This window comes from Paludibacterium sp. (assembly GCF_019232825.1).
Taxonomy (GTDB): Bacteria; Pseudomonadota; Gammaproteobacteria; order Burkholderiales; family Chromobacteriaceae; genus Paludibacterium.
In genome coordinates, this window is record NZ_JAFAND010000061.1 from 1 (window position 1) to 11,554 (window position 11,554).

15 protein-coding genes are annotated in these 11,554 nt (G+C 61.1%); 13 read left to right on the top strand and 2 right to left on the bottom strand.

The window, feature by feature from the left end:
• Positions 1-203: 203 nt before the first annotated feature.
• Positions 204-461, top strand: coding sequence for a hypothetical protein (locus JOZ06_RS07910; RefSeq protein ID WP_293231011.1), 258 nt, complete (start codon positions 204-206; stop codon positions 459-461).
• 49 nt (positions 462-510) lie between these two features.
• Here JOZ06_RS07910 and ddaH read toward each other — a convergent pair whose 3' ends face one another.
• The gene (ddaH, locus tag JOZ06_RS07915) at positions 511-1,272 is read right to left on the bottom strand and encodes a dimethylargininase (protein WP_293231014.1); all 762 of its coding nucleotides are present in this window, start codon (positions 1,270-1,272) and stop codon (positions 511-513) included.
• A gap of 204 nt (positions 1,273-1,476) precedes the next feature.
• On the opposite strand from ddaH, the gene JOZ06_RS07920 reads away from it, so the two are divergent.
• From JOZ06_RS07920 to JOZ06_RS07975, 12 genes are all read left to right on the top strand, one after another.
• Positions 1,477-2,850: a sigma 54-interacting transcriptional regulator gene (locus tag JOZ06_RS07920; protein ID WP_293231017.1), complete on the top strand. Its 1,374-nt coding sequence runs from the start codon at positions 1,477-1,479 to the stop codon at positions 2,848-2,850.
• Positions 2,851-2,896: 46 nt separating this feature from the next.
• Positions 2,897-4,081, top strand: a complete 1,185-nt coding sequence (gene dapC, locus JOZ06_RS07925; protein WP_293231020.1) for a succinyldiaminopimelate transaminase — start codon at positions 2,897-2,899, stop codon at positions 4,079-4,081.
• Between the two features lie 47 nt (positions 4,082-4,128).
• Positions 4,129-4,950, top strand: coding sequence for a 2,3,4,5-tetrahydropyridine-2,6-dicarboxylate N-succinyltransferase (gene dapD / locus JOZ06_RS07930; protein ID WP_293231023.1), 822 nt, complete (start codon positions 4,129-4,131; stop codon positions 4,948-4,950).
• A 157-nt stretch (positions 4,951-5,107) separates the two neighbouring features.
• Entirely contained in the window at positions 5,108-5,926 is an 819-nt protein-coding gene (locus JOZ06_RS07935; RefSeq protein ID WP_293231026.1) for an ABC transporter ATP-binding protein, read from the top strand.
• Positions 5,919-6,704: a lipid asymmetry maintenance ABC transporter permease subunit MlaE gene (mlaE, locus tag JOZ06_RS07940; RefSeq protein ID WP_293231028.1), complete on the top strand. Its 786-nt coding sequence runs from the start codon at positions 5,919-5,921 to the stop codon at positions 6,702-6,704. Before JOZ06_RS07935 ends, mlaE begins: the two co-directional genes overlap by 8 nt.
• 9 nt (positions 6,705-6,713) lie before the next feature.
• Positions 6,714-7,208 carry an outer membrane lipid asymmetry maintenance protein MlaD gene (gene mlaD / locus JOZ06_RS07945; RefSeq protein WP_293231030.1) on the top strand — a complete coding sequence of 165 codons (495 nt, stop codon included), beginning with the start codon at positions 6,714-6,716 and terminating at the stop codon, positions 7,206-7,208.
• Positions 7,209-7,240: 32 nt separating this feature from the next.
• Positions 7,241-7,870 carry a phospholipid-binding protein MlaC gene (locus tag JOZ06_RS07950; RefSeq protein WP_293231032.1) on the top strand — a complete coding sequence of 210 codons (630 nt, stop codon included), beginning with the start codon at positions 7,241-7,243 and terminating at the stop codon, positions 7,868-7,870.
• A gap of 3 nt (positions 7,871-7,873) precedes the next feature.
• Positions 7,874-8,155 (top strand): STAS domain-containing protein, encoded by a 282-nt coding sequence (locus JOZ06_RS07955; protein ID WP_293231034.1) that lies wholly within the window; start codon positions 7,874-7,876, stop codon positions 8,153-8,155.
• On the top strand, positions 8,152-8,955 hold the full coding sequence (locus tag JOZ06_RS07960) for a VacJ family lipoprotein (protein ID WP_293231037.1): 804 nt from the start codon (positions 8,152-8,154) through the stop codon (positions 8,953-8,955). Before JOZ06_RS07955 ends, JOZ06_RS07960 begins: the two co-directional genes overlap by 4 nt.
• Positions 8,956-9,100: 145 nt before the next feature.
• A complete protein-coding gene (locus tag JOZ06_RS07965; RefSeq protein WP_293231040.1) occupies positions 9,101-10,000 on the top strand; it encodes an ABC transporter ATP-binding protein in 900 nt (299 codons plus the stop codon).
• Positions 10,000-10,755, top strand: a complete 756-nt coding sequence (locus JOZ06_RS07970; RefSeq protein ID WP_293231043.1) for an ABC transporter permease — start codon at positions 10,000-10,002, stop codon at positions 10,753-10,755. The genes JOZ06_RS07965 and JOZ06_RS07970 overlap by 1 nt, the downstream gene beginning before the upstream one ends.
• Before the next feature lie 25 nt (positions 10,756-10,780).
• The gene (locus JOZ06_RS07975) at positions 10,781-11,029 is read left to right on the top strand and encodes a BolA/IbaG family iron-sulfur metabolism protein (protein WP_293231046.1); all 249 of its coding nucleotides are present in this window, start codon (positions 10,781-10,783) and stop codon (positions 11,027-11,029) included.
• Positions 11,030-11,040: 11 nt separating this feature from the next.
• Here JOZ06_RS07975 and JOZ06_RS07980 read toward each other — a convergent pair whose 3' ends face one another.
• Positions 11,041-11,178 (bottom strand): hypothetical protein, encoded by a 138-nt coding sequence (locus JOZ06_RS07980; RefSeq protein ID WP_293231049.1) that lies wholly within the window; start codon positions 11,176-11,178, stop codon positions 11,041-11,043.
• Between the last annotated feature and the right edge of the window lie 376 nt (positions 11,179-11,554).

Sequence of the window (11,554 nt, forward strand, 5' to 3'; positions counted from 1 at the left end):
CGCCGTTAAGGTTTTGCTTCTACTCCCGCCTTGCATTTTAACTTTCAGAATTTACGGACAAGCTGCCCAATTGCCGTTTTCCGTTGAGCAAACTAATCTGGTGGGGCTTTGGGCGGAACATTGCCAAAGGCGCGGGCCCGGGGTGTTGAGATCACCGCCGAGCCCGCTAACCAACCAACTCTTTAACCCTAAAGGAGAGTCAGATGGCTATCTGCGATGTTAATGCACTTCCTTCCACCCCGACAAACCGCCGTCTGCGTCAGCAGCAGTTACTGACACTGATTTCGGTCTTGTGCGAACCGCGGCAAGCCCACCCCAACCCCGACGTGCGCCGGCTGATTTTCGATAGCCGGCTGAGTTGGGCGTCGATGCCGGTCGATGCCCAGTCGTCGTGGTTGTACCTGAAAAACGCCGCGCGCCTGCGCGAGGTGGCGGGATGCTTGGTGTTGACCGCCGATTAACACCCTAACCTGGAGGCGGGGGGCGAATGCTCCCCGAACCCGGTGCCGATCAGAACCGCAGCGACATACAGCTGACGCCGCCATCGATCTTGCGGAATTCCGACGTATCCACCTCGATCACCTCGTAACCCAGCGCCTTGACCTTGGCCAATGCCACCGGATAGCCGGACGGCATGATCACGCGGTCATTCACCCAGATGCTGTTGGCGGCATAGGCCTCGGACTCTGGAATCTCGACGATGTTGAATGTCTGGAACTCGGGCTTGGTGACGAATTCGCCCGCAGCCAGCAAATTGTTGTGCTCGAGATAGGACAACCCGGTCTTCAGGTGCAGCACCTTCTCCAGCGGCACGATCGACCCGGTCATGCCGTATTTCTCCAGAATGGCGATCATCTGGCGCGCGCCCTCCGGATTGGTGCGCGCCGAATGGCCGATGTAGAAATGGCTGCCGACCATCATGATGTCTCCGGCTTCCACCGTGCCCGGCGCCTCGATGCGCTCGACCCGGTCGTAGAAGCGATGGATGGTCTCGGCGATCAAGGCGGTTTCGCCGCGGCGCGATTCGGCGCCGGTGCGGTTGAGGATCGCGCAATGCGGTGTGCAAAGCACCGGATCCTCGACGAACACCGAATCCGGATAGGTCTCGGACGGCGGCAGAATGGTCACGTCCACATCGCACTGCCGTAGCGCCTGGATATAGTTGTCATGCTGCGCCAGCGCCTTTTCGTATACCGGCTTGCCCAGGTGGGCGGAAGTCAGTCCGTCAATCAGCGCGCGACAGGGCGTGCGCACGATAATGTGCTTGAACATGATATTTCCTCAACAGGGTTGAAAAGCATGCCTGCCAACAGTGCAACAACCATGCCAGGCAAATGCCTCCTACCGAAGCCCCATTGGCACGCCCGAGGCGGTTTTTCCGTTGATTTTTGCTTGACCCCACCCCCGGAAACAGCGGATAAAGTCGATATCTCGACAGCCGTCGAAAATTCGACGTATCGCAAACGGGCTTATCCCATGCATAAAGACCAAAAATCGACATCCGCTCATGCGGATGAGCTGGTTTGGCTCGTGCAATGTCTAAAAGACGGCCTGGACGATCTCGACCGCGCCGTCACCGTCATCGACCGGGACGGCCGCTTCGTCTACTACAACCGGGCCAGCGCGCGCATGGACGGCGTCGATCCGGCACAGGTGCTCGGCCGGCCTATCCTGGAGGCCACGCCTTGGCTCGACCCCGAACACAGCACCTTGCTGCGCTGCCTGCGCGATAAGCGCGGCGTGCACGACAGTTATCAAGCCTATGACGGTCCCGGCGGCCACAAAATGCACTATCGCCACAGCGCGCAGCCGATTTTCGGCCGCGATGGCCGACTCATCGGCGCCATTGAAATCGGCCGCATCGTGCGCGACATGCCGCGCGACGTCGATGCCAACAAAGCGTTGCCGCCGGAAATCCTGACCGCAGATGCGCGCATGGCCGAACAAATCGACCGTATCGACGCCTACGCCGGCACCGATTTACCGATCCTGATCTATGGCGAAACCGGCACCGGCAAAGAGCTGTTCGCGCGGCGCGCGCACGCCATGAGCACGCGCGCCGCGCGCCCCATGCTCTGTCTGAATTGCGCCGCCATTCCCGACACCTTGCTGGAGAGCACGCTGTTCGGCACCACCCGCGGCGCGTTCACCGGCGCGGAAAACCGCAAGGGCCTATTCGCGCTGGCCGATGGCGGCACGCTGTTTCTCGACGAAATCAATTCGATGCCGACATCGCTGCAAAGCAAGCTGCTGCGCGTATTGCAAGACGGCAGCTTCTCCCCGCTCGGCAGCCAGCAGACCCAGCAGGCCGACGTGCGCCTGGTAGCCGCGCTCAACCAGCAGCCGCGCGAGGCGGTGCGCCAGGAGCGGTTGCGCGAGGATCTCTACTACCGGCTCAACGTCGGCTATATCGCCATTCCACCGTTGCGCGAGCGCCCGGACGACGTGCACCTGCTGGCCCGTCATTTCATCGCACTACACGCGGCACGGCTTGAATCCGATGTCACCACCCTCGGTCCCGACGCGCTGCGGCAGTTACGCCGACACACCTGGCCCGGCAATGCGCGCGAATTGGAAAACGCCATTCAGCGTAGCATCTTGCTGCACCGCGGAAATCCAGCCATGCTTGACCATATCGTCATGGAGGACACCGAGATCGACGCGGGCGAACAACGCGCCGGCGCCACACTCGATGTCGCTCTGGCGCGCCAGGAGGCTGCTTGGATCACCCACGCGCTGACCATGCACGGCGGCAACGTCAGCCAAGCCGCTCTCGCGTTGGGATTGGCGCGGACGACCCTGATTTCGCGAATGAAGCGCTTGAACCTTTGGGCGCGGGATGTTATTTGAGTATGCTGGCCAATTGAGGCTGGCCGATTGAGACAGAGAGAACACCTTGAACCCCTTACTGAAACGCCTGCAGCCTTACCCGTTCCAGCGCCTGCGCGCGCTGTTGGCGGATGTGACGCCGGCGTCGGGCAAGTCGCCGATCAATCTGCAGATCGGCGAACCGAAACACCCGACCCCTCAGGTATTGTGCGATGCCCTCGTGGGCGCGCTTGGCGGGCTCGCCAGCTATCCTCCGACGCTCGGCGCGCCCGCGCTGCGCCAGGCTTGCGCGGGTTGGCTGCAACGCCGCTACGGCGTGGCAGCCGACCCCGAGCGCGAGATCCTGCCGGTCAACGGCAGCCGCGAGGCGCTGTTCGCATTTGTGCAGGCCATGATCGATCCTTCGGGGCCGCAGACGCCGGTGGTCATTTCGCCCAATCCCTTCTATCAGATTTACGAGGGCGCCGCGCTGTTGGCCGGCGCCGAGCCCTGGTACGTCAACGCCACGAGCGACAATGGCTTCCAGCCAGACTGGTCCACCGTGCCGGAAGACGTATGGCAACGCGCCCAAGTGGTGTTCGTCTGCAGCCCGGGCAACCCGACTGGCGCGGTGATGACGCTCGACGACTGGCGCGCGCTGTTCGCGCTGTCCGACCGTTACGGCTTCATCATCGCCTCGGACGAATGCTACTCGGAAATCCACTTCGGCCAGCCGCCACTCGGCGGTTTGCAGGCGGCGCGCAAGTTGGGACGCGATTTCAGCCGTCTGGTGATGTTCACGAGCTTGTCCAAGCGCTCCAACGCTCCTGGACTACGCTCAGGTTTCGTCGCCGGCGACGCCGGTCTGCTTGAAGCCTTTCTGCTCTACCGCACCTATCACGGCAGCGCCATGAGCCCCACCATCCAAACCGCCAGCATCGCGGCCTGGAACGATGAAACCCACGTCGAGGCCAATCGCGCCGCTTATCAGGCCAAGTTCGACGCCGTGGTGCCGATCTTGGCCGGCTGTCTGGACGCGCGCCATCCCGATGCCGCCTTTTACTTGTGGCTCGCGGTGCCGGGTGGCGACGATCTGGCCTTTACGCGCAGACTTTTCGCCGAAGAAAACGTCACCGTCTTGCCCGGCAGCTTTCTCGCGCGCGACGCCCACGGCGTCAATCCCGGCCGGGGCTACGTCCGCATTGCGCTGGTCGCCCCGCTCGCCGAATGCGTCGAGGCCGCCGAACGAATTCGACAACTCGTCAACCACTGACTACCGAGACCACTATGAATCCACCCTCTCCGCGACAAGGACAACACATGCACCCGATTCAGGCCCTGATTGAAGAATCCTTCGAACGGCGCGCCGACATCACCCCGGCCACCGTCAGCCCTGAACTCAAGGCCGCCATCGACCAGGTCATCGCCGAACTCGACGGCGGCCGTCTGCGCGTAGCCGAAAAAATCGATGGCCAGTGGGTCACGCATCAATGGGTCAAAAAAGCCGTGCTGCTGTCGTTCCGCATCCGCGACAACGTCGTCACCGACGACGGCGTGACCCGCTACTACGACAAAGTGCCGACCAAATTCGGCGACTGGCACGAAGAGCAGTTCCGGGCCGGCGGCTTCCGCGTGGTGCCCAACGCCATGGTGCGCAAGGGCTCGTTCATCGCCAAGAACGCGGTGCTGATGCCCTCTTACGTCAACATCGGCGCCTACGTCGACGAAGGCACCATGGTGGACACCTGGTCGACCGTCGGCTCCTGCGCCCAAATCGGCAAGAACGTGCACTTGTCGGGCGGCGTCGGCATCGGCGGTGTGTTGGAGCCGTTGCAGGCCAACCCGACCATTATCGAGGACGATTGCTTCATCGGCGCCCGCTCCGAAATCGTCGAAGGCGTCATCGTCGAGGAGGGCTCGGTGATCTCCATGGGGGTCTACATCGGCCAGTCGACCCGCATCTACGATCGCGAAACCGGCGAAATCCACTACGGCCGGGTGCCGGCAGGTTCGGTGGTCGTCTCCGGCAACCTGCCGTCCAAGGACGGCAGCTACAGTCTGTACTGTGCCGTCATCGTCAAGAAGGTCGATGCAAAAACCCGGGCAAAGACCAGCATCAACGAACTGCTGCGCGGTAGCTAAACGCATCGCAAAAGGCCGCCGGCAAAGCCTCCGGCGGCTTATCCGGCATCATTCACAACGTTGTCATTTGGCTAAATCGGACTAAATCGATAAAATTACGTTTGATACCGAACAAAAGCACGCTGGTTCACTTTCCAAAATAAACATCGGATTCTTCGTGCCTTCAGATTTTTTTATTGAGCTCAGGAACGTCAGTTTCGCCTACGATCGACGGCTGATCCTGAAAAATATCAACTTGCGCATCCCTCGCGGACAGCTGGTCGCGATCATGGGCGGCAGCGGCAGTGGCAAGACCACGCTGTTGCGCCTGATCTCGGGTCAATTCCGTCCGCAACAAGGCGAAGTGCTGGTCGACGGCAAGGACGTGGCCAAGATGGGCCACGCCGAGTTGTTCGCCCATCGCCGCCGCATGGGCATGCTGTTTCAATTCGGCGCGCTGTTTACCGACCTGTCGGTATTCGACAACGTCGCCTTTCCGCTGCGCGAGCACACCGACTTGCCCGAGAGCATGATCCGTGATCTGGTGCTCATGAAACTCAACGCCGTTGGCCTCTTCGGCACCCAGGAACTGATGCCGGCCGAACTGTCCGGCGGCATGGCGCGGCGGGTGGCGCTGGCGCGCGCCATCGCGCTCGACCCGGCGCTGATGCTCTACGACGAGCCGTTCACCGGGCTTGACCCGATTTCGCTCGGCGTGATCGCTTTGCTGATCAAGAAGCTCAACGACGCGCTGGGCACCAGCGCCATCATGGTCACCCACGACGTGCATAAATCGCTCGATATCGTCGACCACGTCTATTTCGTCGCCAACGGCGAGGTCATCGCCGAAGGCACACCGGAACAGGTGCGCGCCGCGGCGTCGCCTTGGGTGCAGCAGTTCGTGCGCGGCGAGGCCGACGGCCCAGTGCATTTCGCCTATCCGGCCAATCGTGGCCTAACCGACGACTTGGGCGTAGAGGGAGGCGGCCATGCTTGATTTCCTGATTTCGCCACTGCGCAAACTCGGCCACACCAGCATCAACGCCATTTGGCGCCTGGGCTACGCCAGCCGCTTCCTGATCTCGATTCTGATGTATTCCGGCCAAAGCCTGATGCGCTTCTCGCTCGTGATCCGCGAAGTGTATTTTGCCGGCGTCCTGTCGTTGATCATCATCATCGTTTCCGGCCTGTTCGTGGGCATGGTGCTCGGTCTGCAGGGGTACAACACGCTGGCGCGCTTCGGCTCGTCCGATGCGCTGGGCGCGCTGGTGGCATTGTCGTTGCTGCGTGAACTCGGCCCGGTGCTGGCCGCGCTGCTATTTGCCAGCCGCTCGGGCTCAGCCATGACGGCAGAGATCGGCCTGATGAAGACCACCGAACAGCTCGACGCCATGAGCGTCATGGCGGTCAATCCGGTGGCCCGCGTCGTGGCGCCGCGTTTCTGGGCCGGTGTCATCTCCATGCCCGTGCTGGCGGCGCTGTTCAACGTCATGGGCATCTTCGGCGGCTACCTGGTCGGCGTGGTCATGATTGGCCTCGACGCCGGCACGTACTGGTCGCAGATGAACAACGCCGTCGACTTGCATTTCGACGTGGTCAACGGACTGATCAAGAGCCTGGTATTCGGCATCGCGGTCACACTGATTGCTGTCTTCGAAGGCTACGACGCCACGCCGACCGCCGCGGGGGTATCCTCCGCCACCACCCGCACCGTGGTGACCTCGGCGCTGGTGATTCTGGCCCTTGATTTCGTCCTGACAGCCTTCATGTTTTAGGAAAAACCAATGAAACGCTCTACTATTGATTTGTGGGTCGGGATTTTTGTCGCCATCGGCATCGCCTGCGTCGTCTTCCTCTCGCTGAAAGTGGCCAACCTGACGCCGCAGAGCGCCGACAGCACCTACGTGCTGACCGCCGACTTCGACAATATCGGCGGCTTGAAAATCAAAGCGCCCGTCAAATCGTCCGGCGTGGTGGTCGGACGCGTGACCAACGTCGAGCTCGATACGCAACGCTACGTGGCGCACGTCACGATGGCCCTCGACAGGCACTACCAGTTCAGTCGCGATACCAGTGCCGAAATCCTGACTTCCGGCCTATTGGGGGAACAGTACGTCGGCCTGACCGAAGGCGGCGATCCGGATACGCTCAAGCCGGGCGATCGTATTACCATCACCTCGTCCGCGCTGGTCCTGGAACAACTGATCAGCAAATTCATGCTCAGCTTTGCCGAAAAGGGCGACTCGAACAGCGGCAAAAACGCCAGCGCCGCCCAATAAATCGAATCTCACTAGCGAAATGAACTAATACCATGAAGAAACTGTTCTTTACCCTGTTACCCCTTCTTGCCTTGGCCATGCCGGTTATCGCGCGAGCGGATGTATCGCCGGTCGATTTCGTGCGCGACAACTCCAAACAAGTCATGGAGACGCTGAAGAAGGACGATGGCCACAATACGCGCAAGGTGCGCGAGCAAGTCGAGGCCATGGTGCTGCCGAAGTTCGACTTCAAGCGCATGACGGCCCTGGCCGTTGGCAAGAGCTGGCGCACCGCCACGCCGGACCAGCAAGATCAGTTGGCCACGCAATTCCAGACCCTGCTCGTGCGTGTCTACGCGTCCACGATGACGCGTTACAAGAATGCTCAAATCGACGTCAAACCGAACGCCATCCTGAATAACAGCGGCGCTGAGGCCATCGTGCACACCGAAGTGACCTTGCCCAACAGCAGCAACGGTCAAAAGCCGGTCTCGGTCGACTACACGTTGTACAAGACGACCCAAGGATGGCGCGTCTTCAACGTCAGCGTCGAGGGCGCGAGCCTGGTGACCGCCTATCGCAGCCAATTCGACACCGAGGTGCGTAACACCGGTGTGGACGGCTTGATCAAGCTGCTGAAGGACAAGAACGCCAAGCTGGCAGCGCAGCAAGCGGGTGCCTGATCGATGCAGATCAAGCTGCAGGGCCGGCTCGATATGGACCGTTGCGGCGCGCTGGCGCGTGAGCTCGGCGGCGAACTGAAACAGGATGGCCAACTCGTGCTGGATTTCGCCGGCAGCGAGATGGCCGACTCGGCCGCGCTGGCGCTCATTCTCGAGCTTTCCCGCGCCGCACAGACGAAACGCGCCAAATTGAGGCTGCAGCACGTGCCGGCAGGCTTGGCCGCGCTGGCCACGCTATATGGCGTCGAGCCGCTGATTCAACCCTTAACGGAAAACGACCGATGAAAGCCGCGCAGATTGCCGTGCTCAGCACCCTCTTGCTGGCCACCGGCTGTGCCACCCATCCGAGCAATCCACAAGACCCGCTCGAACCGTTTAACCGCTCCATCTACACGTTCAACGACAAGCTGGACCGGGCGGTGGCCAAACCGGTCGCCAAGGCCTATCGGCAGGTCACGCCGCAACCGGTGCGCACCGGGGTCAACAACTTCTTCGACAACCTGCTCGACGCCTACAGCTTCGTCAACGACGTGCTGAGCGTCCAGCCGGTCAAGGCGATGAACGATCTGATGCGCGTGGCCGTCAACACCACTTTCGGGGTGTTCGGCTTGGTCGACTTCGCCACGCCGATGGGCTTGCAAAACAACAAGACCACCTTGGGCGACACGCTGGCGCGTTGGGGTTGGAAAGACAGCAGCTATCTGGTGCTGCCGGTACTCGGTCCATCCACGGTGCGTGATGGACTCGGCACCGCCACGACGCTGTATGTCGGACCAGAGCGCCGCATCTTGTTCAAGGACCCCGCCACAGCCAACACGGCCGCTGGCTTGCTGTTCGTCAGCAAGCGCGAGCGTCTGCTGGATGTCACCGATGCGGTGGACGAAGCCGCCATCGACCCCTACAGCTATACGCGGGATGCCTTCCTGCAATTGCGCGCCGCGCAGATCCGAGGAAGCCAGGCATCGGCGCCCGCTGCGGCGACGCCTGCCGCCGACGACATGGACATCGATCAGCTGGTGGCGCCGGACGCCGCGCCGAGCTCCGCGCCGGCCAGCGTCAAACCCGACGCGTCGGCGCCGCGCTAAGCCCTAACGTCCCATCAAGCATGAGTTGCCGGTATGATCGTATGCCGGCAACTCATTCTTTTTTAACCTTTTTCCAATACATAATTACTGACAGTTATCCGTCATGCGAATATAATTCGCGTCTCTTTGCCGATTATAGAATCCTATGTCCAGCGCCATCTCGATCGACTCGGTCGGTAAGCATTTCGGTACGTTGACCGCGCTCGATCAAGTCAGCTTCACCGTCGAACCCGGAGAGTTTTTCGCCCTGCTAGGCCCTAACGGCGCCGGCAAGACCACCTTGATCAGCATCCTCGCCGGCCTGACCCGGCCAGACAGCGGCCACGTGCGCGTCATGGGGCACGATGTGCAGCGAGATTTCCGCGAAGCGCGCAAACGACTCGGCGTCGTCCCGCAAGAATTGGTGTTCGATCCCTTTCTCTCGGTACGCGAGACGCTGCAATTTCAATCCGGCTATTTCGGCTTAACCCGTAACGATGCCTGGATCGACGAACTGCTGTTCAAGCTGGGACTGTCGGATAAGGCGCAGGCCAACATGCGCGCTCTGTCCGGCGGGATGAAGCGCCGGGTCATGGTGGCACAGGCGCTGGTGCACCGCCCGCCCGTCATCGTGCTCGACGAGCCGACCGCCGGCGTCGACGTCGAACTGCGCCAAAGCTTGTGGCACTTCGTGCGCGAACTGAACCAGGCGGGCCACACGATCGTGCTCACCACGCACTACCTGGAAGAGGCGCAGGAGCTGTGCAGCCGCATCGCCATGCTGAAAAAGGGCAAGCTGATCGCCTTGGAAGACAAGACCAAGCTGCTGGCACATAGTGCGCGCCGCGAAGTGGCGTTGAAACTGTCCGCGCCGTTGCCCGACACCCTGCAGCAATGGCCATCCAGGGTCGAGGACGATCGCATCGTGCTGCAGCTCGCCGACATTGCCGAATTGGAACAAGTGCTGGCCAGACTGCGCGAGGCCGGTGTGGAGGTGCGGGAGTTGAGCGTGATCGAGACCGATCTGGAAGACGTTTTCGTCAAAATGATGCAGGGGGGCAACTGATGCAAGGCTTCCTCACGCTGCTGAAAAAGGAATTGGTTCGCTTCTGGAAAGTGTCGTTTCAGACCGTGGCCGCGCCGGTGCTGACCGCTCTGCTCTACCAGTTGATTTTCGCTCACGCGATGGCCAGTCATATCGAGGTGTATGCCGGCGTCAGCTACGCCACCTTCCTCATTCCTGGCCTGGCGATGATGTCGATGACGCAAAACGCCTTTGCCAATGGCTCCTCCAGCCTGATCCAGTCCAAGATCACCGGCAATATCGTGTTCTTGCTCTTGCCGCCGCTGACCGCGCTCGACTTTTTTGCCGCCTATCTGCTGGCTGCCATCGTGCGCGGTTTGGTGGTCGGGCTGGGCGTTCTGGTCATCACCGCCTGGTTCGGCCTGCCGTGGCCGGCGCATCCGCTCTGGGTGCTGCTTTTTGCCACACTGGGCTGTGGCGCGTTGGGTGCGCTCGGCGTCGTCGCTGGTATTTGGGCCGAAAAATTCGATCAGTTGGCGGCGTTTCAGAACTTTTTGATCATGCCTCTGACATTCTTATCAGGGGTTTTTTATTCGATCAACTCCCTGCCGCCATTCTGGAAGGCCGTCTCGCACTTCAATCCGGTGTTCTATATGATTGATGGCTTCCGCTACGGTTTTTTCGCTCAGTCGGATACCGACCCATGGCTAGCCCTGGGCGTGGTCGGCCTGAGTTTCATCGTGATTTCGGCATTGGCGCTGGCACTGATCAAGTCTGGCTATAGATTGCGCCACTAACCGCGCACTACTTTCAGGAACACACATGGTTACCGCTGAACAAGTCAAACAATACATCGCCGCCGGGCTCGACTGCTCGCACCTCGACGTCGAGGGCGATGGCCATCATTTCTACGCCACCGTGGTATCGGAAGCGTTCGCCGGCAAGCGGCTGGTCGACCGCCACCGTCTGATCAAGGAGGTCATCAAGACACGCTTGCTCAACAATGAAATTCACGCGCTTTCCATCGTCAAGGCGCAAACGCCGGAAGAATGGCAGAAGCAGCAAGGTTGAATCGCGCGTTGCTAGCCGCCCAGCCGTGACGGCGCGTCGGCTAGCAACGCATCGATGACGATACGCAATTTGCGCGGCATCTGACGCGTCTCGGGCCAAACGAGATGCACCGGATAGGCTGCAATGGCGTAGTGATTCAAGACCGTCACCACCTTCCCCGCCCGCAACGCCCCCTGGCAAGCCACGTCGGCAGTCTGGCGATGCCGAGCCCCGACTGTGCCGCAGTCAACATCACATCCAACTCGTCGATACAAAATCGCGCGGTGATCGCGGCGCCCCTCGCGCGGCCAAGTCGGCTGGCGCGGCGATCCTGGGCGGCGTGATGCTTGGGTCGGTGCGCAGGGAAGTAAAGGGATCGATCAAACAGATAGCGTGATCAAAAGCAAAAAGCCCAGACCTTGTGGTCTGGGCTTTCGTATGGGGCGTCTGGCGGTGTCCTACTTTCACACGGCGAATGCCGCACTATCATCGGCGCTAAGGCGTTTCACGGTCCTGTTCGGGATGGGAAGGCGTGGGACCACCTCG

Bases quoted from the DNA above. Each gene is read 5' to 3' on its own strand.
- mlaD (WP_293231030.1), top strand. From the start codon at position 6,714: ATGAAACGCTCTACTATTGATTTGTGGGTCGGGATTTTTGTCGCCATC.
- JOZ06_RS07960 (WP_293231037.1), top strand. From the start codon at position 8,152: ATGAAAGCCGCGCAGATTGCCGTGCTCAGCACCCTCTTGCTGGCCACC.
- dapD (WP_293231023.1), top strand. From the start codon at position 4,129: ATGCACCCGATTCAGGCCCTGATTGAAGAATCCTTCGAACGGCGCGCC.
- JOZ06_RS07975 (WP_293231046.1), top strand. From the start codon at position 10,781: ATGGTTACCGCTGAACAAGTCAAACAATACATCGCCGCCGGGCTCGAC.
- JOZ06_RS07955 (WP_293231034.1), top strand. From the start codon at position 7,874: ATGCAGATCAAGCTGCAGGGCCGGCTCGATATGGACCGTTGCGGCGCG.
- ddaH (WP_293231014.1), bottom strand. From the start codon at position 1,272: ATGTTCAAGCACATTATCGTGCGCACGCCCTGTCGCGCGCTGATTGAC.
- JOZ06_RS07965 (WP_293231040.1), top strand. From the start codon at position 9,101: ATGTCCAGCGCCATCTCGATCGACTCGGTCGGTAAGCATTTCGGTACG.
- JOZ06_RS07920 (WP_293231017.1), top strand. From the start codon at position 1,477: ATGCATAAAGACCAAAAATCGACATCCGCTCATGCGGATGAGCTGGTT.
- JOZ06_RS07950 (WP_293231032.1), top strand. From the start codon at position 7,241: ATGAAGAAACTGTTCTTTACCCTGTTACCCCTTCTTGCCTTGGCCATG.
- JOZ06_RS07970 (WP_293231043.1), top strand. From the start codon at position 10,000: ATGCAAGGCTTCCTCACGCTGCTGAAAAAGGAATTGGTTCGCTTCTGG.
- JOZ06_RS07910 (WP_293231011.1), top strand. From the start codon at position 204: ATGGCTATCTGCGATGTTAATGCACTTCCTTCCACCCCGACAAACCGC.
- mlaE (WP_293231028.1), top strand. From the start codon at position 5,919: ATGCTTGATTTCCTGATTTCGCCACTGCGCAAACTCGGCCACACCAGC.